The organism is Clostridia bacterium, from assembly GCA_012841935.1.
GTDB lineage: Bacteria > Bacillota > Peptococcia > DRI-13 > DTU073 > DUTS01.
In genome coordinates, this window is the sequence record DUTS01000113.1 from 1 (window position 1) to 24,203 (window position 24,203).

Consider the following 24,203-nt stretch of genomic DNA (forward strand, 5'->3'; position numbering starts at 1 on the left):
CAGTACCCTGAATTTCCACAAACTTACCTTTCCCGGTCATCACTACATTCAAATCAACATCTGCTTGGAAATCCTCTTTATAGGCCAAATCCAATAATAGGGTATCACCAATTTTACCTACACTAACAGCAGCTAACCAATCTAAAAGAGGCAGCTCCGGCAAAACATCAGTTTTTACCAGTTTTTCCAGAGCTAAATATAAAGCTACAAAGGCCCCGGTAATCGCTGCGGTGCGCGTTCCTCCATCAGCCTGCAAAACATCACAATCCAAAACAATAGTCCGTTCACCTAATTTTTCTAAATCAATCACTGCCCGTAAAGCACGTCCTATCAAACGCTGAATTTCATTTGTTCGTCCACTAATTCTTCCTCTAATGGCTTCCCGCTGATTGCGCACCTCGGTAGCCCTAGGCAGCATAGCATATTCAGCAGTAACCCAGCCTTTATTTTCACCCCTTAAAAAAGAAGGTACCTTTTCCTCAACTGTAGCATTACAAAGAACTTTAGTAGCTCCCATCTCAATTAGCACAGAACCTTCAGGATATTTTATATAATGAGGTGTTAATTTCACCTCTCTTAACTGATTTACTTTTCTACCAGCTTCCCTTTCCATGTAAATTACCCCTTTCCCTATAAGTAAATCTCTTTTACAGTCCCCAAATCACGTCCTAAAAATGCACTACCTTTAATTTTAAAATCATAAGCATTTTTACTACTAAAATAGCTGTACCGCGGTTTTTGATTCCCTGCAGAAAGACTATTAGCTTTTAGAAGCCTAGCTGTCTGCCTAACAGTTTCCTCTGCTGGATCAACTATTTTTACCTTAGGTCCCAAAAAACGAGTAATACTCTCCCTTAAAAAAGGATAGTGAGTACAACCTAAAATTAAGGTATCAATTTCTCTTGCCTGTAAAGGGGCTAAACAGCCAGCAACAATTTCTTCGGTTTCCAAACCCCTCAACTTGCCTTTTTCCACTAATTCCACAAAAGGCGGACAAGAGAGAGCAACTACTTCCTCAGCCACAGCCTTTAACTTTTTTTGATAAACACCACTTTGAATAGTTGCCAAGGTACCAATAATCCCAATTTTACCATTTGCAGTTACTTGTAAAGCCCTAGAAACCCCTGGCTCAATCACTCCCACAAGCGGCACATTAAAATTAGACCGCAAAAAATCATAGGCCAAAGCGGTACTAGTATTACAAGCTATAATAATCATTTTGCACTGCCGCTTGACTAAATAGGCAGTAATTTGAAAAGCAAAACCCCGTAATTCCTCCGGATCACGCGAACCATAGGGTACATGTGCCGTATCAGCAAAATAAAGCACAGATTCTTGTGGTAATTGTTTTAGAATTTCCCGTACAATGGTTAGACCACCCAGCCCCGAATCAAACACTCCCAAAGGGGCATTATTTTCCCTCATCTTTCCCGCTCCCTTATTTAGATCTTAGGAGTTAAAACACCACCCTGTGTTAAACGTGCATCAAAAATAGTATAAAAAGCTTCTGTATCCCATTCTTCAATTATCTTTTGCAAATCTCGGAACCGTTTTCTTTTTAAAATAATTTGCAAAATATAACGGCGGCCTTCTCGACCTTCACCTTCAATTACAGTTACTCCATATCCTTTATTCCGCAAAATTCCGGTTAATTCCCAAGGATCCCTTAAGGTAATTACCTGGGCTGTAAAAATACCTACTGCTAATTTTTCCTCAAGATAAGTACCTACATAATTACCAGTAGCATAACCCAAAGCATAAGATAACAAATTTAATGGATTAGCTAAATCCGAAAAAATTTTACCTAAAGCCAAAATATAAATTATTACTTCAAAAAAACCAATTATTGCCGCATAAAGCTTTTGTCCCCTTACCACCATTAAAGTACGAATAGTAGCTAAAGAAACATCACACACCCGGGCTAGAAAAATAAATAGATAACCACCGATGATTCCCCACACTGTTTTTTGTCCCTCCATCATTAAGTACATTTCTAGTATAACATATTCTAAGCCACCTAAGTATTGTTTTTCTAAAGCAAATTTATAAGGGGGAAACCAGAAAACCCTGGTTTCCCCCTATAAGATTCCCGACTTTTTCACCTAAAAACTAAATGTGAACTCTTATCACCTTGTAATTATGGATAATACAAAGGTTTTTTTGTGTCAAATTTAAATCATTTAGTTATTATTCTATGACGTTCTATAGTATAATGTTATTGGGTGATAATAATGTTTTTAAAAAAAGACAGAAGACCTAACGGAAGACTATATCTCTCGATTGTAGAGGGCTATCGGGATCCGATTACTAAAAAAAATAAACAAAGAAAAGTAAAAACTGTTGGCTTTTTAGATGAATTAGAAAAGGAATATGAGGATCCCATTTCTTATTTCTCCAATTTAGCCAAGGAAATGACCGAGGAAGCTAAAAAAAAGATTTCCTCACTTGATTTTAGTTTTTCTCCTAATGAAACCATTCCTTCCTCTACAGTTTTAAGGAAGAATCTAGGTTTTGCTGTTTTGTCTTATTTTTATCATGAATTAGGCATTGATAACTTTTTTATTAATCGGCAGCGGAATCTAAATATAAAATATTCCCTGAATAATATTTTCCAGATGCTTGTCTACTCTCGAATCCTACACCCTTCTTCCAGGAAGAATTCTTATGAAAATATGGACAGATACTTTCTAGATTTTAATTTTAAAATTAGTGATGTTTACAGGTCCTTAGACTATTTTTATAAGTATAAAAATGATTTACTCCTCCATATTCATGAAATGGTTAGAATGAACTATGGCCGGGATACTTCCCAGGTTTATTATGATGTTACCAATTATTATTTCGAAATTAAGGACGCGGATGACTTTAGAAAGACCGGGGTTTCCAAGGAACATCGGACTACTCCTATTGTTCAGATGGGTCTTTTAATGGACAATTCCGGTCTTCCTATTGCCTATAAATTGTTCAAGGGCAATACTAATGATTCTACCACCTTAATACCAGCCCTTCATGAGCTGAAGGATAAATATAATTTGGGTCGCGTTATTGTGGTTGCTGATAGGGGAATAAATACCGGTGAGAACATTGCTTACAACATTATTAATAAAAATGGCTACATTTATTCCCAAACTGTCAAAGACGGCAGCAAAGAAGTGAAGAATTACGTTTTATCTAATGACGGATACCAGGTTTCCTCCGATGGCTTCAAGATTAAATCCCGAATTGTCACTACTAAAATTTGGATTGAGAATGACCAGGGTAAAAGAGTTCAAGTTGAAATTGATCAAAAGCAGGTCGCTTTTTATAGTCCTGATTCCTGTGATAAAAAAACCGGGGAAGTTTATGAAAAAACACCTAGTGCTCATTTCATTAATGAAGCCAAAATTGCCGATGAGGAAAAATATGATGGTTATTATTTAATTGTAACAAGTGAACTTAAAATGAGTAATCAGGATATTTTAAATGCCTACAGGGGTTTATGGAAAATCGAGGAAACTTTTAAAATTACAAAATCAGAGCTTGAAACCAGGCCGGTGTATGTATCATTAAAAGAACATATTGAAGCCTATTTCCTAACTTGCTTTGTCTCACTTTTATTATTAAGGCTTACGGAAATTCAAAGTGGGAACAAATATTCAACCAAGAAATTGATAGCGACGATGAAAAATATTAGTGGAACTTATGTAGATAAAAATTATTACATGTTTGATCACTATGATGAGGTAGCCGAAAAATTAGGAAAGGTCACAAATATTAATTTTGCAAGGAGATTTATGACTTTAGGTGAGATAAAAAAAATTATATCTGATGTAAAAAAATAATTAAAATTTCAAGCCATAGTACAACAACTTTATGAATAAACAAAAACCCCTGTAGGCACTGATATATTAGTGGCTACAGGGGTTTTTGTACTATTTTAGTGAAAAAGTCAAGATATGTAATCATGAATGATCAAGCACTTAATTACATTTTAATGTATTATTTTTTAGTATATGTAAAACAATTCCCACTAACTCACGACTGAAGTCACGAGTGTGCGTGGCGAGTTTATCAAGGCCACCAGCAACTGCTTAACTAAGCATTTCTAGACCAATTACACTTTCAAATGACTATATTGTACAATACATCGGCCTTAGAAGAACTAACTTCAATTGCTTCTTCTAAGGCCTCTAAAACTCGATCATATTCAAACCGCCTTTTTCATGTAAAACATCTTGTCGTAAAGTAATTTATCCCATAAGAAGACCATAATTAATCAGCATCCGAGGTACTTGAGTAAAAAAGTTTTTAATCTTACCTAGTGAGCGACCACAATTACCGCCAATTTGCGAAGTAACACCCTATGGTGAAAAGGCACTCATTTCACCACCACTAAAAAAATAGTCTGCAGTATGAGTATGTAAATTATATAAACCCGGGGGCTAAAAAATAGCCTTGTCCGTCAATTAAAAAAACATTATCCAGTACCCAATCACAATCTACCAGTTTTAGAGCTTGCAGACGTTTGGACTTTGATACCAGTTCCACTAATTTAAGCGGCAAAACCGCTGCTACCCCTAAAACACCTAAATAAGTTAAAAGATCTCGCCTGGTCAATATTTTTTACAATATCTCCTTCAAAAATAATTAACCTATCTGACCCGTTCTACATTATTAATCTGAGGGGCTTGTTCTGCAAAATTTAATTGCTGACCAATTTTAGCCACCCCTTTACCACTACCGCCAAATTGTCGATCTAATCGAATTAATGTTTGAAAATCCTTTGCTGTTAAAGGCCGTATTTTATTCGACCGCACAAAAGAAGAACCACTTTTAAAATAGGTATACACAGCCTGATCGGCTAATTTTTGATAAGAACTGAAATCATAATCAATTTCATTAACATCCATTAATATTTTTTCGATCTCTTGTCTTTTCTCGGTACAATCATATTTTTCACCAATGATAGTTCGGTGTTGTTCAAATTTTTCGATCTTCTGTAACCCTTTTTCAATCATTTTAACAACAGATTGCATACTACTATCAGCTATTCTGCACTTTTCATGATATTTATTTAATGCTTTAGCACATAAGACCGCCCGTTGTGGTCCGTCAAAATTAAGTTTTGGTAAATTAGCTAGGACATCTTGAATTTCATCAGTAGCCTTAGCAATGTGCTCCTTTAACTCAGCTTCTTCGGCTATAAAAGATATTTTTTGTATTTCTTCCCAAGTCTTGGGGGCATTTTTCTTTATTTCATATTCTTTCCGCAATTGACGTTCTGCTAAACCAAAAGTATATCTTTCTGTTCCCAGTGATAAATGAAGCGTATCTTGAATCCGATTAAATCCTTGGGGATTCTCCGCAAATTCTTCTTTGTAGGTTCTGGTAAAAAAAAGTAAATCATCAGCTAAAAGATACTTTGTCTCTTGAGGTAACCAAAAACTGTAATCCCCACCAAATTGAAGACCACTATAAACACCATGTACACTATGAGCAACAAAATTGGCCTGTTGCAAAACCTTCTTTTTTTCATTAATCTCTGCCAATTGAGCTTCAACAACAGCACTTTTTTGAGACTGCAAAAACTCCTCAACAAGAGTAATCAAAGGTTTAAAGTTTTCCTCAATCCGCTGATTCAGATTTTCATAATCAGTACGAATTTTTTCTTGTAAGGCCTTTCCCCTTAATTTCGGTTCCGCTAAATTCGCCATAAATGATTCAATAACAGCCGTCCGACATTCCCGATAATTAACCTCAGCTGCTTCTTTTGAAGCATCAATAAACACACCTTCATCCACCACTGAAACAACCGGTTTTTCTCCCCAACCTTTAGTTAAATAATCTAACAAACCCAATTTTTTCGCCTCCTTATAATTTTTCTTGCGTGCTTAGACTTGTAGATTATTTTTAATTGTATCATATCTTTAGACATCTTGCCAGGACAACATTTTATCCTTCGTGAACCTCATTGGCATATAGTTCTACACAATTTTTACCTGTTCTTTTAGCAATATATTGAACGTAAATTATACTACCAATTCCCTGTGAAATAACCACGTAATTTTCTAATTTTACCTCCCACCACCGAAGCATTCTTCTTGGGAAACGTCGTTCACTATGCCAGCCACAGTCCAAATTGCAAATGTTCATACAACTATGTTAACAGATATTCTTGATTAAGAAGTAAAAAAGACCTTCAATTTATGAAGGTCCTTTTTTAATTAAAATAGGCTCTCAAACCATTGGCAATACCCTCAGCTAACTTTTCTTGGAACCAATCTTGGCTGAGGAGTACTTCTTCTATACGATCGGTAAGAAAAGCGGTTTCCACCAAAATTGAAGGGACACGTGTTTCTCTTAAAACAGCAAAGTTTTCTTCTCGTACCCCGATATCCCGTCGACCACCACTTTTCACCAATTCTCGCTGTACCAAAGTGGCCAATCTTAAACGCTGGGCACGCTGTGCCCCTAAAACATTATGACTCGAAGGAGCATAAAAATAAGTAGTGTGCCCCGAAACTCCGGGTTTACCAGAATCAGCATGAATACTAACAAAGACATCAGCTTGTAAACTATTGGCTACTCCAGCTCTTTGAGCCAAAGTTAAATTCGTACTACCAGTATGAGTCATAACTACTTTAGCCCCGGCCTTTTCCAAAATCGTTTTTAATTTTAAGGCTACCCCTAAATTAACGTCTTTTTCCTGTAATTTTAATCTAGTACCAATTGCCCCTGGATCTAAACCACCACCTGGTTGGATACTAGCATGTCCGGGATCAAGCACAATTAACCTATTTTGCAACCCTTTAGTACTAATAGGCAAAACACCCAAACGAATTAAAGTTTTCTTTTGTGCATCTGTAGCACCTATTTTGGAATCCGGCTGAAAATTAAAATCTAATTCTACAATCACTTTTTCTCCCCGCGGATAAACATTTACCCGCGTAATCCCCAAACGTTCAAGTTTACCTTCATATTTTCTAGTACTAGGACCTTGCAATTCAAAAATTAAGGTAGAACCTTCTTGAATCAAATTAAATTCCTCCGCTGACCAGCCTTCCAAAACTATCTCTGGTTTTCCAGCACGGTCAACAACAATAAAGGTTTTTTCCGCAGCTAAAGGAACAATTAAAACTTCTTTGGGTGCAACATTATCACGGGCAGGAGTTTCTCCAGTGGTCTCCGCAATAAATTCTACATAATCACCTGAAACCCAACCCTCTAAATTATTAACTTTAATTTTATACCAACCATTTTTACTTTCTAAAGCTTGATGGCGTTCATTTAACCCTATTTTAGTTAGCTCTGGATAATTAGTTCCCGGGCCCTGCCTAACATTTAATACATTAGTGATAATCACAACCGAACCCTTTACAGAACTTGCAATTTCCTTTTCCTCAACATAATTTGCACAAATCCAGACCTTTTTAAATTGGGGTGATAAAACTTGATACCAGCCATCCTTTTCCGCTAAAACCACCAAGGCTTGTCCAGCTTTAACTTGTCCTTCTTGCTTATAAGTAGTAGCAGGACCACTGCGTAAATTTACCGTATTTCCGGTTACAGTAATATTTTTAATTATAGGACTAAAATATTCACCACTAATCCAACCATCTAAACCAGTATGTACACACACTTGATACCAACCATTTTTTTCAGCAAGAATGGGTAAGGTTTGTCCTATTTTAACTTGTGCTTTAATATCTTGCCCTGGTCCTTCCCGCACATTTACTATTGTACCGGTGACTATGCCTTCATTAGCCGCTAAAACAGGTATAGTTAAAATTAACAGTCCCCCTAAGAGACCTAAAATAATTAAAATTCCCCATCTTTTAAACACTACTCCCCATCTCCTTTTCCATTCCTAGTACATATTCTACTTTTCTGTCTAAATTCCTCTAAAAATGAGAGCGGGAATTTATGGTATTAAAAGAACACCTACTGATGTTAGACTAATGACAGCACGAAAAAGTTCCCATAAAAAAACGGTAGGGTCTGCTGACCTTACCGTTATTCTATCAAACTGACATCCCGAATTAAAGATTCTTCCCATTGTAAATAACCAAGCAGGGTTTCCATTTTTTGTCCTTCCACTCTTAATTCTACTTCTTCAACCGTAGGAAATTGAGTTAAAGTATTAACTATAGAGAAAACGGCTAATTCTTCCGCGACTACCGAAATAGGCAAATCCCTAATTAAATCTCCGCTAAAATCAACTATGGCTAAGCCATCATCACGTACATTAATATCTAATAATTTAGTATTTGCTGGTATAGTAGGCTCCAAATTTAAACCCAAAGGCCCCTTAATTAATTCTTCCAAAGTAGCCCTGGCAATACCAGTTACTTTAGCTATTTCCCTTTCTTCGCTAACTAATTTTTTGGTTAATGGATCTGCAAAATAAAGAGTAATTAGTTTAGTTTCTGTAGTGAGAGTAGGTATTTCTTCTGGTGTTTCCATAACTACAATTGGTTCATCATAAATATTATCTTCCAAAAGTCCTTCACTATGTTTAAAATCCTGTTTCATTTTATTTAATAATCCACAAGCAGGCATAAAAAAACACATGATTAAAATTAAACAAAAGATATACCTTAGGCGGTGCATTTTTTTCCTCCTTTCTTCCCTGCTTACATAATATTTGTCTGCCGGGAAATTATGCCTAAAAAAATGCACCATTTTTCTAAGAAACCCTTTTATGTCTATACCCTAACAAAATTAAGCCCACCCCAATAACCAAAGCACTAACTACTTGGGCCATACGTAAATTAGCTGTAAGCATTAAACTGTCGGTACGTAATCCCTCAATAAAAAAACGACCTAACGAATATAATATAAGATATAAAAGGAAAAGGTCGCCAGTTAATAAACCCTTTTTTCTTCTTAAAGAAATTAATAGCAAAAAAACAAACACATTCCACAGTGATTCATATAAAAAAGTGGGATGACGATAAGCCCCATCAATATACATGGCGAAAGGAAAACTCGTAGGATCAACTTCATAACCATAAGCCTCTTGATTAAAAAAATTACCCCAACGCCCAATAGCTTGACCTAAAATAATACTGGGAGCGGCTATATCAGCCGCCAACCAAAAATCAAGTCCATATTTACGCAATAAAAAAAAGGCAGCCAAAAAACCAGCAATTAAACCACCGTGAATAGCTAATCCCCCCTGCCAAACAGCCAAAATCTCAAGAGGAAAACGCTGATAATAGGACCAATTAAAAATTACATAATATAAACGTGCACCTAAAAAAGCCGCAGGCAGTACCATTAAAATAATATTAAGAATCTGGTCAGGATCCAGCCCCTTTTTTTTCGCTTCTTTTAATACTAAATAGGTCCCTAAAGAAATAGCTGTAGCCAAAAGAATACCATACCAGTAAATTGGCCACGAGCCAATTCGAAAAGCAATTGGCTGCGGTATAAATTTCATCTTTAGTCCTCCCCATTATAAGGCATAAACAGTTTTACCCTCTAAAATATTAATCCCAGCTTGACGGATTACCGCTTTGGCTTTTTCCGGATTTTCCACTCGAATAATTACCAAGGCCTCAGAAGAAGTAGTACCCAAAAATGCATAAATGTACTCTACATTAATCCCCGCTTCATCCAATTTAGTTAAGGCACCGGCCAAACCACCGGGGGTATCGGCCACCTCCATAGCCAAAACAGTAGTCATACTGACTACAAAATTATGCTGTTTTAAAACTTCGTAGGCCTGTCGCGGCTGATTAACAATTAAACGCAAAACCCCAAAATCAGTAGTATCAGCAATAGATAAGGCCCGAATGTTAATTCCAGCCTCTCCTAAGACACGACAGACATGAGCTAAACGCCCTTTCTTGTTTTCTAAAAACAAAGAAATCTGCTGAACCATTTAATTACCCCCTATATTTTTCTGTGATCCACAACCCGCTGAATTTTACCTTCACTACGTGGTAGTGATTGTGGTTCAACTAATTTTACGCGAGCCGCCAAACCTAAAACAGATTGCAAACGACAGCGAATTTTTCTTTCCAAATCTTCAAGTCTTCTCACCTGATCGGAAAACATCTCAGCAGATACTTCTACTTGAACCTCCAAGACATCCATACTACCCTGACGATCCACTAATAATAAATAGTGTGGTTCAGTGCCACCACATTCCAAAATAACTGCCTCTACTTGTGAAGGAAAAACATTAACACCGCGAATCACCAACATATCATCAGTTCGCCCCATTACTTTATGCATGCGGAGATGAGTTCGACCACATAAACAAGGCTGAGGGTTTAAAACAGTAATATCACCGGTACGATAACGAATGACAGGAAAAGCCTCTTTAGTTAAAGTAGTGAGCACCAATTCCCCCCTCATACCATATGGCAAGGATTCCCCAGTATGAGGATCAATAATTTCCGGCAAAAAATGATCCTCAAAAATATGCAGACCGGCTTTTTCTTGACATTCACAGGCAACTCCCGGACCAATAACCTCAGATAAACCATAAATATCTACAGCACTTATCCCCAACCTATTTTCTATTTCCCGCCGCATTTCCTCAGACCAAGGTTCAGCCCCAAAAATACCATATTTTAATTTTAGCTTTTCACGATCAAGACCCTTATTTTCCCAAACATCAGCTAAATGAATGGCATAAGATGGGGTACAAGCCAACACAGTAGTACCAAAATCCTGCATAATCATCAATTGGCGTTCCGTGTTTCCCCCGGAAACGGGGATAACCATAGAACCAATACGTTCAGCACCATAATGCACACCTAAACCTCCGGTAAATAAACCATAACCATAAGCCACTTGTACTATAGAATCTTTGGTAGTTCCTCCACAGGTTAATGAACGAGCCGCCAATTCAGCCCAATTATTTAAATCCCGACGTGTATAACCAACTACTGTTGGTTTACCGGTTGTACCAGAAGATGCATGAACCCGGACTACTGCTTTTAAATCCGCGGCAAACATTTTAAAAGGATAATTAGCCAGCAAATCCTGTTTAGTTGTAAAAGGAAGTTTACTTAAATCCTTTAGGGATTTAATCTCTGAAGGTTCTATGCCTAAATCCTTAAATTTGTTATGATAAAAAGGCACGACCTGGTAAACAGTAGTTACTATCTTCTTTAATCTTTCTAACTGTATTTCCGCCAATTGTTCACGCGGCATACATTCATAATATTGATTCCAATACATATCCCCCACCTACTTTTTAAAATTAAATTTAAGTATAATGCATTTATAATTTTCCGGCAACCAAAAAATTCAGTGAGGTAAAAACAATGAAAAGAATTATACCTTATCTAGGGATAGCCCTAGGTTCATTAATTTTCGCCGGAGGCCTAAATTATTTTATTATTGCCAATGGCCTCGCCGAAGGCGGTTTTACGGGACTGGCCTTAGTTATTCATTACTTAACCAATTGGTCTGTGGGAATTATTTTACTAGTTTTAAATATTCCTCTTTTCTTTATCGGCGGCTATTTTTGGGGTAAAGAGTTTTTCTTTAAAACCCTTTTGGGAGTTTTAGCCGTCTCCCTAGCAATAGATCTTACCGCCAATTGGGGTTTTCAAACTAATGATTTATTACTTGGTGCTCTTTATGGCGGCACCTTAACTGGTATCGGTATTGGACTAGTTTTACGTTCCGGAGCTACTACCGGAGGTGTGGATATTTTGGCCCGCCTTATACATGAGAAAACAGGAATTAACATTGGTAGTGTCTACTTTGGTTTCGATTTAGCCTTGATTTTTTTGGTCGTAATTTTCTTTGGTTTGGAAATAGCTCTTTATACATTAGTAGCCCTTTTTATTTTTAGCCGTGTCATTGACCGTTTTCTTGAAGGTGGTCACGAAGCCCGAGCAGTTACCGTTATTTCCACAGCTAATCAAGAAATCAAAAAAGCTATTTTGCACGAACTAGAAAGGGGGGCAACTCTTTTTAAAGGAATCGGAGCCTATACTGGGGAAGAAAAAAATATTCTTTACGTAATTATTAATAAACAGCAATTACTACCTATAAAAAAAATTATTTACGAAATAGATCCCCAAGCCTTTGTTATCGTCAGTAATGTCTTTGAAGTAATTGGCGAAGGTTTTCAACCCCGAAAATAATTATTTATCTAAACGTGCTCCTAATTCTTTTAATTTTTTTTGTACCCAGGTAATTTGTTCAGTATCAAAAGAAGTAAAGTCTTCATTAAATAGAAGAGCCCTAGCCGCCGCAACTCCAGCGGCATCTCCTAATACAGCTAAATTGGGAAGCACCCTAATTGAAGACCAAGCCATAGATGAACAACCTACAGCATAACCAGGCACTAATAAATTAACATTCTTTACAGGAACCAGCATTTGAAAAGGCAAATAAACAGGATTTACTGGTTGACCACCAGACAACTGCCAATCTGGTCTTAAATATTCGGTTACCGGCCAAACAAATTGCTCACCCTGTTTTAAATCACAATATTGATAGGCATTAATGTCCATTAAATAATAGCCAAGCCCTATCCTTTGACTATAATAGTCCCTATCTTTACCTTCCCTGAAACTACTACCAGCCTGCTGTACTGCTTCAGTAGTTAAAGCCCCCTTTCCCTTTAAATGAACCGTTTCTCTTAAATAGATCACTTCACCTACTAAAGGCTGACCAGCTTCATCCTTCACAATATTTACTTCACCCAAACCATACATTTTACCATCTACTATCACCTTAAATTCTCTTAAAGCCTTTAAAAAATGTTCTTCTGCCAAAACCCGATGTGCTTTGATCCAAAAGTCATCAACAGTTTTTTTACGTGAAGCAAAAAAACTGCGATCTTTAGCATAATCAGTACCATCAACATCAAAAATCAACAACATATTTACCCACCATGTATCACTATTAGCCCCACACTGAGCCGCATTAAGGGGTTTAATAGCCCAGCCTTCCGGTCCGTATAATTCATTAAATCCTCTAATTATGGGGTTTTTTTGCCAAATTTCTCTACCACCTACAATCCCCCAACTGCCCTTTTGATCACAAACAAAATGCAAATCTTCAATTTGCTGTGCGACAGATGGCACACGTACTCCTTTTACCTGAAACATTAGTGTAGCAGCTTGCTGACGTGCCATCTCTTTTTCATCCTCAGGAAGATATTCCCAGGGCCAATCTTGCCGCCCTACTACAAAAGGCTCCCCAGCTAAACGAGTTAAACGGCCTTCATCTGAAGCATCAATAAATACTTTACCCAAAACTCGCAATTTTCCCCATTTCCAGTGTACCTCCCCTTTACTAGTTCGAGCTATAGGACGCAAAAGAAGTGAAGTAATCTGCTGACTATTTTCCAACTGCTCAGTAGATACTTTTTGCAAATCATGCTGATAAAGAATTGTTAAATTAGTAAATTGACTTAACTCAGCTTTTAAAATATCAGCCCATAAAAGAGGATTATAGAATTGACCACATTCTTCAAACCAACGCTGAAAAGAACCTTGAGTCACTAATTCATTTTGCCAATAACGAATATCGGCAAAATTCTGTCCACCAATAGTACCTAAACCACCAAGTTTAGATACAGGATCAGGGACCACTAATAAAATATTTCCATAAGGGACCACTTGGGCAGCATTATAAGCAGCCGCACAACCAGCAAAACCACCACCATAAATTACTAAATCATATTCTTCTGTAGGGACTTTCAGACCCCATAACCAAAAACCAATAATTAAAACTACTACTGGAATAAGCATCTTTTTCAAAAAACGCATTTTTTCACCTACTTAGTGAACCTAGATTAAACCGATTATAACAAAGGTTCCCACTAAAAGCTATCCCCCACCAATTGGTGAGGGATTTAAAATTATTCCGTTATTTTCCGCGGTCCTTCCGCTTTTAACACTTCAGCTAAAGAGGCCGCAACAGCGGTCAAGTTTTGTATTTCCGAAGGAATAATCAGCTTTGTAGCTTGACCATCTGCTACCTGAGCCAAAGCCTCCAGGCTTTTTAAAGCAATCACCTGATTATCTGGTGCGGCATTTTTAAGCATTTTTAAACCTTCGGCTGTAGCTCGCTGCACTTTCAAAATTGCTTCAGCCTCCCCTTCGGCTTCCCTAATAGCTGCCTCTTTTTTGGCCTCAGCAATCAAAATGGCAGAACGTTTTTCCGCTTCCGCATTTAAAACCACAGCCTCTTTATGTCCTTCAGCTACCCGAATAGCTGATTCTTTTTCCCCTTCAGCTCTTAAAATAGCTTCCCGTCTTTCCCGTTCAGCCTTCATTTGCCGTTCCATGGCATCCTGAATTTCCGCCGGCGGCACAATGTTTTTTACCTCCACCCGATGTACCTTTATACCCCAAGCACCAGTAGCAGCATCAAGTACACTTCTCATACGAGAGTTAATAATATCACGAGAAGTTAATGTTTGGTCAAGTTCTAATTCCCCAATAATATTTCTCAAACTAGTAGTAGTAATATTATCAATAGCTAAAACCGGATTTTCCACACCATAGGCATAAGCCTTAGGATCAGTAACCTGATAAAAAACCACGGTATCAATAGTAATGGTAACATTATCCTTAGTAATTACCGGTTGTGGCCTAAAATCCTTTATTTGTTCCTTTAAAGAAACCACCATAGAAATACGGTCAATAATAGGTACTTTAAAATGCAGTCCCACATACCATGTACCTAAATAAGCACCCAACCTTTCAATAATATAGGCTTCAGTTTGTGGAACAACTCGTACATTAGTACCAATCAACAGTACAATAATAATTAAAATTACATATAGCATTACTCCGCCCCCTCATGATTACTCCCCAATAATTTTTGCACTTTAAGAAAAACACCCTCTATTTCTACAATCTGCACTTCTTCATTCACATCAATTTCTTCGTGAGCTAATGATTTGGCACCCCAAATTTGTCCGTAAACATTAATGGCACCCGGCCTTAAAGGAGTAATTTTCTCCTGAACAATCGCCGTCTTACCAATTAAAGCAGGTGCATTTGTTTGCACAGCCCCTATTTTGAATAAATCTTTAGCTAATGGTCTTAAGAAAATTAAAGATAAAATAGTGGCTATTAAGAAAATTGCTATTTGTATATACCAAGGAATACCGCACAAAGCTGCTAAAAACGCCAATAAGGCACCCACTAAAAACCAACACATGGTCAAATCAAAATTACATAATTCCACTGTTCCAAAAACAATTGCCAACACTAACCAAGTCCAAGGGTTTCCCATTTAAAATGCCAAACCCCCTTTCTATAATCTAAAATACTTTCCTTCTTAAGCATTCTTTACTACAATTTTACAACAAATACGGAACATTTACAACATTACCAGTATCCTTTTTATAATTACCGACAAATTTTTTTAATTTCCTTGATTTCACCAGCATAACCATCTAAATCTTGTGGTGTCTCTAAAATTAAAGGCCACTTCTCCTGTTTTAAGTGACCAAGTAAATCTGCAATCATTTCCCAACCTAAATATCCCTCTCCTAATTTGGCATGCCGATCTTTTCGTGAACCTAAAGGATGCTGGGAATCATTTAAATGAAAAACCTTGATTCTTTCCCATTCCAAAAATTTACTAAATTCCCCCTTAAATTTTGTCCATGTACTCAAATCATAACCAGCAGCAGTTAAATGACAGCTGTCCAAACAAACCCCTAAACCAGGATGATTTTCACACCCTTCGATAATTTGAGCCAAATGCTCAAACTTATAGCCTAATTCCGAACCTTGTCCAGCCATACTTTCCAAAAGAATCATTATTCCCACAGGCAAATCAGCCAATACCTGTTTTAAAGCTTCAACCACCAGAACTGATCCTTTCTCTTCCCCCTGCCCTACATGTGACCCTGGATGTAAAACCAAAAAAGGTACCTCCATTTGCCGCATTCTCTGCAAATCCTCTTTTAAAGCAAACTGCGAAAAAGCCCGCACATTTTCCTTAGCAGAAGCTAAATTATAGGTATAGGGAGCATGAGCAACCAATGGTCCAAAATCATGCTCCCGCATTAAAACCCAAGCCCCTTCATAATCCTCTTTATTCACCACACACATTTTACCACCACGCGGATTACGCATAAAAAACTGCAAAGTATTAGCCCCTATTTTCACTGCTGTATGTACTGCGGCCGTCAAACCCTGCCCAATTGAAAGATGTGCCCCCACCCACACTATAAATCATCCTTTTCTTCTTTGATTTTCAAAGGAAACTCGTAGATTTGACAGGTATCACTACCAACATCTTTTTGAATAGTTTGCTCAAAAACATCACCACTAATTAAATTAATAACCCTAATAATCTCACGAGTATCACTTATTTCATTTTCAATAATATATTCACCAGCCGGAGAACGCAAATCTTTTAAATTATGTAATAGAGCCCTTAACATCTCTCGTGAAAAGGTAATTCGCACATAAGCCAAAATATCCACTTCCTTATTCTATATTCATCTGCCTTAATTTATGCCTTTTCTAATGTTTTCGCCACACTTTAGGGACAAACCCTTCTTTTCTTGTTATAATAATTTTATAATGTGCAAGGATGTGAATTATATGAAAAGATTACTTATTTTTTTGCTGTTGGGATTATTTGTTTTTACCGGCTGTGAAGATATTACTCCTAACAAAAAGACAGCCGCACCACCAGAACCCCCCCGTGAGGAAACCTTCACCATAACCGCTGTAGGCGACATTATGATGCATAGTACACAAATAAAAGCAGGCTATCAAGCAGAAAACAAAACATATGATTTTTCTTCTTTTTTCACCGAGGTGAAACCATATTTTGAACAAGCTGATTTTGTCATCGGTAATTTAGAAACAACTTTAAGTGATAATCCTAAATTATATAGTGGCTATCCACGCTTTAATGCTCCCGCTATTTTAGCCCAAAATCTTAAAGATGCCGGTTTTGATTGTTTGGTAACCGCTAACAATCACTGCTTAGATAAAGGAGTAAATATTACTTATCAAACTTTAGACTATCTAGATGAAGCTAATTTATTACATACCGGAACCTCTCGCAGTCCTGAGGAACAAGAAAAAATCTGTTATACAAATATAAAAGGTGTCAAAGTAGCCATTTTAGCCTATACATACGGAACCAATGGTCTAAAACCACCATCTGGCCACGAACATGCCGTCAAACTGATTGAAGAAATAAAAATCACCTCCACAATCAAAAAGGCCCGTGCGGAAGGAGCCCAACTTATAATTCTCTGCCTTCATTTTGGCGAAGAATATCGAGATCGCCCTGATAACAATCAAATTTATTTAGCCAAAACATGTTTTAAAGCTGGTGCCGACGTAATTTTGGGAAGTCATGCTCATGTTTTACAAGGTTCAGATATAATCATTAATGATGAAGGTAAAAAACAATATGTAGTTTATTCTTTAGGCAATTTCATTTCAGATCAAAACGGACTAGAAAGAAAAACAGCTGTAATCGCCAACCTCCATTTCGGTATTGACCCCGAAACCCAAGAACCCTATTTTAAAAACTCCTCCTATATTCCCGTTTGGACAAGAAAATGGACAGCAAACAACAAAACAAACTTTAAAATTATTCCCATAGACGAAGCCTTAGCCCAAATCAGAGAGGCAGAACTAGGTGATTACTCCCGTCAAGAAATCATCGATTTACAACAAGCCGAAATTCATGTTTCCGCCTATTATTGACAACCCCCTTTCCCCTATTTATAATAATATTGCTGCTGGTGTAGCTCAGGGGTAGAGCAGCTGATTCGTAATCAGCAGGTCGTGTGTTCAAATCACATCACCAGCTCCACAAAATTATAACTAAAAAGCAGGATCCCCAAAACAGGGGTCCTGCTTTTTAAATATATTTTTTGCTTAGAAACAAAATCTATTACTTCAAACCAATTTAAAAAGCCCGTGCAAAAATCCTTTAATTATTATACTATTGTATTAACCCCTTGTTTAACATAGTAATAATTATGAGGTGAAATCATGACAGTACAAGTATTCACGGACAGTACCAGCTATATTGACTCGAAAACCAAAAAAGAACTGCAAATCACTACCGTTCCCTTAAATGTTTCTTTTAACGACATTTCATTTAAAGAAACAGAAATAGATAATAGCACTTTTTATCAATTAATGAAGAAAAAAGGCATCCCCCAATCTTCACAACCTACTTTTGGGGACCTTTACGAAACCATGCAACTGCTTTTAAAAAAAAGTAAAAACCTTTTAGGGATTTTCATCTCCTCGGAAATGAGCGGAACCTATGCCACCGCACAAGCGGTAAAGAAAAAAATTTTACAAGAAAATAAAGAAGCCTCCATTGAAATTATAGATTCCCGCTCCAATTGTATGCAATTGGGATTTGCCGTTATTCAAGCCGCTAAGGCGGCCCTGTTGGGTAAATCACTTGCGGAAGTGAAAAATGCTGCGGAAAAAAATATTGAACGCAGCAAATTTCTTTTTATCCCCGCCAACTTGGAATATCTAAAAAAAGGGGGACGTATAGGTGGAGCAGCCGCACTTTTAGGACATATTTTAAAAATAATCCCCATATTAACCGTAAAAAATGGTCAAACAGCTGTATTTAAAAAAATACGTACTCAAAAAAAGGCTCTACAAACTATGATTGAAACTATGGCTGCCGATATTGAACACTATGGATTAGGGGAAGTCATTGTGCACCATATCAACTGCCTACCAGAAGCCACTTCCTTAGCTAACCAAATTAAAGAAAAACTACAAAGTGAAGTTAAAATATTAGATATCGGTCCAGTTATTGGTCTACATGTAGGTCCTGGGGCTATCGGCATCGCCTATTATACTCAACAAATATTAACTGACTAAAATTATTCCCCAAGTCGAAGCCAAACAAAAAAGGTGTTCTGGAAAAACTTAATTTCCAGAACACCTTTTTACCTTTCCATATTACCCCTATTCAACCAAGACCACTGGCTTAATTAAATCACGCGGTTTATCCTTCATTAACAGAAGTGCCTTTTCGGCATATTCCAAACCATTAAAGACATGAGTAACCAATTTACTTGGATCTAGGCGTCCATGACTAACTAAACTAATTAATTTTTCCATTCTTAAACGTCCCCCAGGTGTCAAACCACCAACAATGTTTTTATGAGCCATACCACTACCCCATTCTACACGGGGAATAGGCAGTGATTCTCCCACACCATGATAATTTATATTAGAAATATGACCACCTGGCTTGACCATTTTTACCGCTTGAGCCACAACCTCTGGTGTACCACCAGCAATAATTACAGCGTCAACACCTTGATTATCCGTTAATTTCAAGACCTGTTCCACTATATCTCCATCACGATAATTAATAATGTCAGTAGCCCCATAAAATTTAGCGGCTTCCACACATAAAGGCCTACTGCCCACAGCAAAGATTCTACCAGCACCTTTTAATTTGGCCCCGGCTACTGCCATTAATCCTACAGGACCAATACCGACAACAACCACAGTATCGCCAAATTGTAAATTAGCCAATTCAGCACCATGAAAACCAGTAGTAACCATATCAGTAAGCATTACGGCTGATTCCAAAGAAACATCCTCAGGTAATAAAGCCAAATTCATGTCTGCATCATTTACATGAAATAATTCAGCCATAGAACCATCTTTAAAATTTGAAAATTTCCAACCGGCTAACATTCCCCCTGAATGCTGCGAAAAACCGGCTTGTGCTTCCAAAGAACGCCAATCCGGAGTGATGGCAGGCACAACGACTCGATCCCCAGGTTTAAAATCCTTTACTTCACTACCTACCTCTACAACTTCACCTACAGCCTCGTGACCTAAAATCATGTCTTTACGTTCACCCAAAGCACCTTCAAAAACAGTATGGATATCAGAGGTACAAGGTGATAAAGCCAAAGGTCGACAAACAGCATCAAAAGGACCGGCAACCGGATCCTTTTTTTCAATCCAACCTACTTTACCAATTCCCAACATCGCAAAACCTTTCATAAAAAAACCACCTCCTAAATTTAAACTTAATTGTACCACATTAATCAAAAGTAGTGCATCCCTTTAATAATGTATACAAAATATTTTTTATCCCTGCACAAAAAAAGGTTGAAATTCATTTTCACGATATAGCAAGCCAATTCCTATATACTTTTCTTTACCTCTAGGGAAAGCCCAGCTGCCAGGATTTAAAAAATAGATACCTGCTTCCTTTTTTAAAAAAGGGCGATGGGTATGTCCAAATAGACAATAATCCACCCCCAACTCTTTAGCACGAGCCAATAAAGTTTTAATTGTAAATTTAACTCCATAAGTATGGCCATGAGTCAAAAAAAATTGTTTATCCTTTAACTTCAGCTGCAGTTCACTCGGCTGTGAACCATAATCACAATTTCCTTTAACAGCCAAAACAGGAAGGCCCATTTTCTTTTCCAAATAAACACCATCTTGCCAATGATCCCCGGTGTGGAATAAAAGATTAACCCCCGTAAAAACCTGCTCAATTTTTTTCAAGGCTTCTGCCGAACCATGTGTATCCCCAACTAAACCAATTTTCATGAAATAACCTCAGTTATATAAGGAATCATTTTCCGCCAAGCCTGTCCGCGATGACTAATTTTATTTTTCTCTTCAACACCTAATTCAGCCATTGTTTTTTTAAGTTGGGGTATATAAAAAAGGGGATCATAACCAAAACCACCACTTCCCTTCAATTCCTTGAGAATTACACCAGGGCAAATTCCTTCCACACTGTAAATTTTCTCCCGGGGGGTGATTAATACTAAGGCACATTTAAAACGTGCCCCTCTTTTTTCCGGAGGAACATCCTTTAGTAATTCCAATAATTTCAAATTATTAACTAAATCACTGCTTGCTTCCCCGGCAAAACGAGCCGAATAAACACCGGGTTGACCACCCAAAGCATCCACCTCTAAACCTGAATCATCTGCCAAAACAGGATATTCGGAAAACAAGGCTGCAGCTTGTGCCTTTAATAAAGCATTTTCCAAAAAAGTACTGCCTGTTTCCTCTACAGGTGGACAAGTAACTAAATCAGCCAAAGTAAATATTTGTAATGGTAAATCAGGCAGCATTTTTTTAATTTCCTTTGCTTTACCTAAATTATGAGTAGCCAAAAGAATTTTAATGTGTTCCCTCAATGACAATTTCCCCCACTTCCCTAATAATGGCTTTTTTAATTTGTCGATAATGGGGACATGGAAACGCCAGTGGTGTCCCCCTAACCAAACAAGAAGCCAAAACAATAAATTCTGCTCCCTGTTCAACCATTAATTTTGCCCTTTGTACCGCTCTTTTCCCCGGGCAGCCACCACAAGAGACAAAACCAATAATTTCTACCGGACCAAATTCTTCAAAACTACCTTTTCCCCTACGGGCTATTTTAAAATCCGTACTTCCCACGCATAAATCTTCAGTTTGCTGACAGCGAATAATACCTACCTTTTTCATAATCACACCCCCTTGGCCTGTTTAAAAGAAAAATAGGCAGCAAACAAAGAACAAAAAGCACCAAACAAATAAGCGGCATGTAAACCCTTTAAAAAAGCGAAGGCATCACTGCCAGTCAAATACTCCCGAGCAATAATTTCCGGGGGAACTGACAAATAAAGCAGTAGACCGGCAAAGGCAATACCTACTGCCATACCCACATTACGCACTGTACCCAAAACACTAGAAGCAACCCCTAAATAAGGTCGCGGCACACTACCCATTACCGCATTATTATTCGGGGACTGAAAAATTCCATTTCCTAAACCAAACAGAGCTAAACGCCAGCTAACCACAAAAGCGGTAGCCATGAGTGGTAAATAAGCCATAGTGATTAAAGCAACCGCACATAATCCAGAACCAAGTACAGCCAAACGCCGGCTGCCAAATTTATCAGAGAGAGCACCACTTAAAGGGGCCACCAGCATTACAGCCAAAGGAAAACTAGTCATTAAAAAGCCGATTTTTTCCGGAGAATAGTTCATCACTCGCTGTAAATAAAAAGGTGTTAAAAAAACCAAAGTATATTGTGAAGCAAAATTTAATAAAGAACTAATTATACCGAGAGAAAAGGTACGATTTTTAAATAAATCTAAATTTACCATCGGGTCTGGTAAATGACTTTCAAAATAAAGAAAGGCAATACCAGCAAGTAAAGCAATACCCAGAGCCGAACCACTTAACAAGCTCCAGCCATCTACCTGTAAATGATTAATAAAAAAGAGAAAGGACAAAAGGCTAACAAAAGCTGTTAAAGCACCCCCAAAGTCCATACGTCCAGGCTTACCTTTTAAATCAGGAATAACCTTTAAACCCCATAATAGGGCAATAAGACCAATAGGTAGATTAATTAAAAAAACTAACCGCCAAGACCAAAGTGCAGTCAATAATCCTCCCAGTGTAGGACCCAACGCTAAGCCAGCCGAAATACTGATGGCATTAATCCCCATAGCTTTGCCCCGCTCATGGGGCTCAAAAACAGCAGTCAAAATGGCAAAAGGTACTGCCATCATCATACCAGCTCCAATACCTTGTAAAGCCCGAAAAACAATTAAAAAATAAATGGTGGGAGCTAAACCACAAAACAAAGAAGCCGCAACAAAACAGCCTAGACCAATTAAATAAATTAACCGATATCCCCAAATATCACCCAAACGCCCGTAAAACAATAGCATACTGCTAATTGTCAAAAGATAAATCAAAGGAACCCATTGTGCCGTTGCCAAAGAGGCGTTAAAAAAATGAGCTATAGTTGGCAAAATAACATTAACAATACTAGCATCAATTGGCCCCATAATTCCCCCGAGCATCAAAGCAGCCAAAATTTTATAACGCTGAGTGGAAACAACATTTTCCGCCATTTTAATTCCTACTTTCTACTTTACCCCACAACCACTACAAGGTCCCAAGCGATCCCCTGTTTCAATAAAATGCCATAAACGTTCCAAAAATAGTACTTCTTCACAACCTTGCACATACTCTAGCACTTTTAATAAACGCTGTCTAGTTTCCGGAGATAAATGATGTTCCATTAAACAAGCATCTTTTTCGGCAATAGCAGCTTCCAAACCCAAAAACTGATGAAAAAAAGTATACAAAGTTTTATGTCTTTCGTAAACATCTCGGGCTACTTTCCTTCCCTTCAGTGTAAGCTCAATATGACCATATTGTTCCTGTTCCACCAAACCTTTTTCCGATAAAGAACGAATAGCGGAAACTACTGAAGGCATAGTCACACCCACACTTTCAGCTACATCTTTGACCCGCACCACCTTATTTTTTAACTCAATCAAATAGATGGCTTCCAAATAGTCCTCTTCAGATTGAGAATAACGCTTTAACATTTATTTCCCTCCTTTCAATTTATTTTATCTGATTGCCAAAATTTTATCAGCCCCAAAACCAAATCAACAATTGAAATAAATGATTAAAGAAACCACCCATTAAAAAAGCCAAACCAGTAGTTACCAAACCAATCATCAGAGCCATTCCCATACCAAACTCACTAGCAAACACACCAAAAACAGCAATACAAGGCATATAAAACAAGGCCAAAACCGAACCGACAAATAATTGTGTAAGACTTAAATTAAGATCAATTAATGGCAGTACAGCCAATTCGCGACGTACAATCCCCATAATTAAAGCCACACTAGCTTCAGCAGGTAAACCTAACCAACGCACCACCAAAGGTTCTAGTAAATGTCCCAAATAAGCTAGGCCTCCTGTTTCATATAAAATTGCGGTAAAAGCTACCGCAGTAGTTAAAGGAAATAAAGCATCCTGGGCAAAATGTCGTAAACGCACCCAAGTTCTTTGAGCAATTACTTTAGCCTGAGGTATCAATAAAGGCGGTAATTCCAAAATTAACGGTATTTCAGGTCGTGTAGAAAATCTTTTTAATAGAAGACCAATTAAATACATAGTGATAAGTGCTAAGCCATATAAAGCAAAAATTAAAAGCAGCGAATGTTCTCCCAAAAGGGAAATAAAGGCACCAGTTTGAGAAATACAGGGAACACCAATGGCTAACAAAGTAGCCACCACTAATCTTTCCCGTTTTTCACCTACCGCACGGGTACTTAAAATAGCGGGAATAGCACAACCATAACCAAGCATAAAAGGAATAATATTAGTTCCTTGTAAACCCAATCTACGAAAAACAAGATCAGTTAAAATAGCTAACCGCGGTAAATAACCACTATCCTCAAGTAAACCCAATAAAACATAAAAAGATAAAAC

27 protein-coding genes and 1 tRNA gene are annotated in these 24,203 nt (G+C 37.5%); 5 read left to right on the forward strand and 23 right to left on the reverse strand.

Annotation, left to right across the window (positions count from 1 at the left end; translation table 11 throughout):
* The 3 genes from rph to GX687_06305 all read right to left on the reverse strand — a co-directional run.
* Window positions 1–613 (reverse strand): ribonuclease PH (gene rph / locus GX687_06295; protein HHX97047.1); only part of this gene is annotated, 613 nt, incomplete at its 3' end.
* A gap of 17 nt (window positions 614–630) precedes the next feature.
* Window positions 631–1,425 carry a glutamate racemase gene (locus GX687_06300; protein HHX97048.1) on the reverse strand — a complete coding sequence of 265 codons (795 nt, stop codon included), beginning with the start codon at window positions 1,423–1,425 and terminating at the stop codon, window positions 631–633.
* 17 nt (window positions 1,426–1,442) lie between these two features.
* The gene (locus GX687_06305; protein ID HHX97049.1) at window positions 1,443–1,961 is read right to left on the reverse strand and encodes a DUF2179 domain-containing protein; all 519 of its coding nucleotides are present in this window, start codon (window positions 1,959–1,961) and stop codon (window positions 1,443–1,445) included.
* A gap of 270 nt (window positions 1,962–2,231) precedes the next feature.
* On the opposite strand from GX687_06305, the gene GX687_06310 reads away from it, so the two are divergent.
* Complete coding sequence (locus GX687_06310; protein ID HHX97050.1) at window positions 2,232–3,821, forward strand: IS1634 family transposase; 1,590 nt, start codon at window positions 2,232–2,234, stop codon at window positions 3,819–3,821.
* A gap of 583 nt (window positions 3,822–4,404) precedes the next feature.
* Here GX687_06310 and GX687_06315 read toward each other — a convergent pair.
* The 8 genes from GX687_06315 to GX687_06350 all read right to left on the reverse strand — a co-directional run bounded on the left by GX687_06315 (window position 4,405) and on the right by GX687_06350 (window position 11,175).
* Entirely contained in the window at window positions 4,405–4,596 is a 192-nt protein-coding gene (locus GX687_06315; GenBank protein ID HHX97051.1) for a twin-arginine translocation signal domain-containing protein, read from the reverse strand.
* Window positions 4,597–4,631: 35 nt separating this feature from the next.
* Entirely contained in the window at window positions 4,632–5,837 is a 1,206-nt protein-coding gene (locus GX687_06320) for a hypothetical protein (GenBank protein ID HHX97052.1), read from the reverse strand.
* Window positions 5,838–5,931: 94 nt separating this feature from the next.
* Window positions 5,932–6,132, reverse strand: a complete 201-nt coding sequence (locus tag GX687_06325; protein HHX97053.1) for a hypothetical protein — start codon at window positions 6,130–6,132, stop codon at window positions 5,932–5,934.
* Between the two features lie 67 nt (window positions 6,133–6,199).
* Complete coding sequence (locus GX687_06330) at window positions 6,200–7,822, reverse strand: SH3 domain-containing protein (GenBank protein HHX97054.1); 1,623 nt, start codon at window positions 7,820–7,822, stop codon at window positions 6,200–6,202.
* 170 nt (window positions 7,823–7,992) lie between these two features.
* Entirely contained in the window at window positions 7,993–8,589 is a 597-nt protein-coding gene (locus tag GX687_06335) for a GerMN domain-containing protein (protein ID HHX97055.1), read from the reverse strand.
* A 76-nt stretch (window positions 8,590–8,665) separates the two neighbouring features.
* The gene (locus GX687_06340) at window positions 8,666–9,421 is read right to left on the reverse strand and encodes a prolipoprotein diacylglyceryl transferase (protein ID HHX97056.1); all 756 of its coding nucleotides are present in this window, start codon (window positions 9,419–9,421) and stop codon (window positions 8,666–8,668) included.
* Window positions 9,422–9,436: 15 nt separating this feature from the next.
* Window positions 9,437–9,865, reverse strand: coding sequence for an ACT domain-containing protein (locus tag GX687_06345; GenBank protein HHX97057.1), 429 nt, complete (start codon window positions 9,863–9,865; stop codon window positions 9,437–9,439).
* An 11-nt stretch (window positions 9,866–9,876) separates the two neighbouring features.
* Window positions 9,877–11,175, reverse strand: coding sequence for a phenylacetate--CoA ligase (locus tag GX687_06350; GenBank protein ID HHX97058.1), 1,299 nt, complete (start codon window positions 11,173–11,175; stop codon window positions 9,877–9,879).
* An 86-nt stretch (window positions 11,176–11,261) separates the two neighbouring features.
* Here GX687_06350 and GX687_06355 point away from each other — a divergent pair, with 86 nt between their 5' ends.
* Complete coding sequence (locus tag GX687_06355) at window positions 11,262–12,092, forward strand: YitT family protein (GenBank protein ID HHX97059.1); 831 nt, start codon at window positions 11,262–11,264, stop codon at window positions 12,090–12,092.
* On the opposite strand, the gene GX687_06360 is transcribed toward GX687_06355, so the two are convergent.
* The 5 genes from GX687_06360 to GX687_06380 form a co-directional block, all read right to left on the reverse strand.
* Window positions 12,093–13,727 carry an FAD-dependent oxidoreductase gene (locus GX687_06360; GenBank protein HHX97060.1) on the reverse strand — a complete coding sequence of 545 codons (1,635 nt, stop codon included), beginning with the start codon at window positions 13,725–13,727 and terminating at the stop codon, window positions 12,093–12,095.
* Between the two features lie 92 nt (window positions 13,728–13,819).
* Window positions 13,820–14,752: an SPFH/Band 7/PHB domain protein gene (locus GX687_06365; GenBank protein HHX97061.1), complete on the reverse strand. Its 933-nt coding sequence runs from the start codon at window positions 14,750–14,752 to the stop codon at window positions 13,820–13,822.
* Window positions 14,752–15,204, reverse strand: coding sequence for an NfeD family protein (locus tag GX687_06370; protein ID HHX97062.1), 453 nt, complete (start codon window positions 15,202–15,204; stop codon window positions 14,752–14,754). Before GX687_06370 ends, GX687_06365 begins: the two co-directional genes overlap by 1 nt.
* 116 nt (window positions 15,205–15,320) lie before the next feature.
* The gene (locus GX687_06375) at window positions 15,321–16,148 is read right to left on the reverse strand and encodes a deoxyribonuclease IV (protein HHX97063.1); all 828 of its coding nucleotides are present in this window, start codon (window positions 16,146–16,148) and stop codon (window positions 15,321–15,323) included.
* A complete protein-coding gene (locus GX687_06380) occupies window positions 16,148–16,399 on the reverse strand; it encodes a hypothetical protein (protein HHX97064.1) in 252 nt (83 codons plus the stop codon). The genes GX687_06375 and GX687_06380 overlap by 1 nt, the downstream gene beginning before the upstream one ends.
* A gap of 130 nt (window positions 16,400–16,529) precedes the next feature.
* Here GX687_06380 and GX687_06385 point away from each other — a divergent pair, with 130 nt between their 5' ends.
* The 3 genes from GX687_06385 (at window position 16,530) to GX687_06395 (ending at window position 18,806) form a co-directional block, all read left to right on the forward strand.
* Window positions 16,530–17,654, forward strand: coding sequence for a CapA family protein (locus tag GX687_06385; GenBank protein HHX97065.1), 1,125 nt, complete (start codon window positions 16,530–16,532; stop codon window positions 17,652–17,654).
* A gap of 34 nt (window positions 17,655–17,688) precedes the next feature.
* Window positions 17,689–17,763, forward strand: a tRNA-Thr gene (locus GX687_06390).
* A 182-nt stretch (window positions 17,764–17,945) separates the two neighbouring features.
* Window positions 17,946–18,806: a DegV family protein gene (locus GX687_06395; GenBank protein ID HHX97066.1), complete on the forward strand. Its 861-nt coding sequence runs from the start codon at window positions 17,946–17,948 to the stop codon at window positions 18,804–18,806.
* An 87-nt stretch (window positions 18,807–18,893) separates the two neighbouring features.
* On the opposite strand, the gene GX687_06400 is transcribed toward GX687_06395, so the two are convergent.
* The 7 genes from GX687_06400 to GX687_06430 all read right to left on the reverse strand — a co-directional run.
* Window positions 18,894–19,952: an NAD(P)-dependent alcohol dehydrogenase gene (locus GX687_06400; GenBank protein HHX97067.1), complete on the reverse strand. Its 1,059-nt coding sequence runs from the start codon at window positions 19,950–19,952 to the stop codon at window positions 18,894–18,896.
* Window positions 19,953–20,039: 87 nt separating this feature from the next.
* Entirely contained in the window at window positions 20,040–20,510 is a 471-nt protein-coding gene (locus tag GX687_06405) for a metallophosphoesterase (protein ID HHX97068.1), read from the reverse strand.
* On the reverse strand, window positions 20,507–21,100 hold the full coding sequence (locus GX687_06410) for an XTP/dITP diphosphatase (protein ID HHX97069.1): 594 nt from the start codon (window positions 21,098–21,100) through the stop codon (window positions 20,507–20,509). The genes GX687_06405 and GX687_06410 overlap by 4 nt, the downstream gene beginning before the upstream one ends.
* Window positions 21,096–21,422, reverse strand: coding sequence for a CGGC domain-containing protein (locus GX687_06415; GenBank protein ID HHX97070.1), 327 nt, complete (start codon window positions 21,420–21,422; stop codon window positions 21,096–21,098). The genes GX687_06410 and GX687_06415 overlap by 5 nt, the downstream gene beginning before the upstream one ends.
* A 2-nt stretch (window positions 21,423–21,424) precedes the next feature.
* Window positions 21,425–22,822: an MFS transporter gene (locus GX687_06420; GenBank protein HHX97071.1), complete on the reverse strand. Its 1,398-nt coding sequence runs from the start codon at window positions 22,820–22,822 to the stop codon at window positions 21,425–21,427.
* Window positions 22,823–22,837: 15 nt separating this feature from the next.
* Window positions 22,838–23,305 carry a metal-dependent transcriptional regulator gene (locus GX687_06425; protein HHX97072.1) on the reverse strand — a complete coding sequence of 156 codons (468 nt, stop codon included), beginning with the start codon at window positions 23,303–23,305 and terminating at the stop codon, window positions 22,838–22,840.
* 46 nt (window positions 23,306–23,351) lie between these two features.
* Window positions 23,352–24,203, reverse strand: an 852-nt coding sequence (locus tag GX687_06430; GenBank protein HHX97073.1) for a ferrous iron transporter B, incomplete at its 5' end; no start/stop codon positions are given.

Bases quoted from the DNA above. Each gene is read 5' to 3' on its own strand.
- GX687_06300 (HHX97048.1), bottom strand. From the start codon at position 1,425: ATGAGGGAAAATAATGCCCCTTTGGGAGTGTTTGATTCGGGGCTGGGT.
- GX687_06310 (HHX97050.1), top strand. From the start codon at position 2,232: ATGTTTTTAAAAAAAGACAGAAGACCTAACGGAAGACTATATCTCTCG.
- GX687_06325 (HHX97053.1), bottom strand. From the start codon at position 6,132: ATGAACATTTGCAATTTGGACTGTGGCTGGCATAGTGAACGACGTTTC.
- GX687_06335 (HHX97055.1), bottom strand. From the start codon at position 8,589: ATGCACCGCCTAAGGTATATCTTTTGTTTAATTTTAATCATGTGTTTT.
- GX687_06340 (HHX97056.1), bottom strand. From the start codon at position 9,421: ATGAAATTTATACCGCAGCCAATTGCTTTTCGAATTGGCTCGTGGCCA.
- GX687_06345 (HHX97057.1), bottom strand. From the start codon at position 9,865: ATGGTTCAGCAGATTTCTTTGTTTTTAGAAAACAAGAAAGGGCGTTTA.
- GX687_06350 (HHX97058.1), bottom strand. From the start codon at position 11,175: ATGTATTGGAATCAATATTATGAATGTATGCCGCGTGAACAATTGGCG.
- GX687_06355 (HHX97059.1), top strand. From the start codon at position 11,262: ATGAAAAGAATTATACCTTATCTAGGGATAGCCCTAGGTTCATTAATT.
- GX687_06360 (HHX97060.1), bottom strand. From the start codon at position 13,727: ATGCGTTTTTTGAAAAAGATGCTTATTCCAGTAGTAGTTTTAATTATT.
- GX687_06365 (HHX97061.1), bottom strand. From the start codon at position 14,752: ATGCTATATGTAATTTTAATTATTATTGTACTGTTGATTGGTACTAAT.
- GX687_06370 (HHX97062.1), bottom strand. From the start codon at position 15,204: ATGGGAAACCCTTGGACTTGGTTAGTGTTGGCAATTGTTTTTGGAACA.
- GX687_06385 (HHX97065.1), top strand. From the start codon at position 16,530: ATGAAAAGATTACTTATTTTTTTGCTGTTGGGATTATTTGTTTTTACC.
- GX687_06395 (HHX97066.1), top strand. From the start codon at position 17,946: ATGACAGTACAAGTATTCACGGACAGTACCAGCTATATTGACTCGAAA.
- GX687_06400 (HHX97067.1), bottom strand. From the start codon at position 19,952: ATGAAAGGTTTTGCGATGTTGGGAATTGGTAAAGTAGGTTGGATTGAA.
- GX687_06405 (HHX97068.1), bottom strand. From the start codon at position 20,510: ATGAAAATTGGTTTAGTTGGGGATACACATGGTTCGGCAGAAGCCTTG.
- GX687_06415 (HHX97070.1), bottom strand. From the start codon at position 21,422: ATGAAAAAGGTAGGTATTATTCGCTGTCAGCAAACTGAAGATTTATGC.
- GX687_06420 (HHX97071.1), bottom strand. From the start codon at position 22,822: ATGGCGGAAAATGTTGTTTCCACTCAGCGTTATAAAATTTTGGCTGCT.
- GX687_06425 (HHX97072.1), bottom strand. From the start codon at position 23,305: ATGTTAAAGCGTTATTCTCAATCTGAAGAGGACTATTTGGAAGCCATC.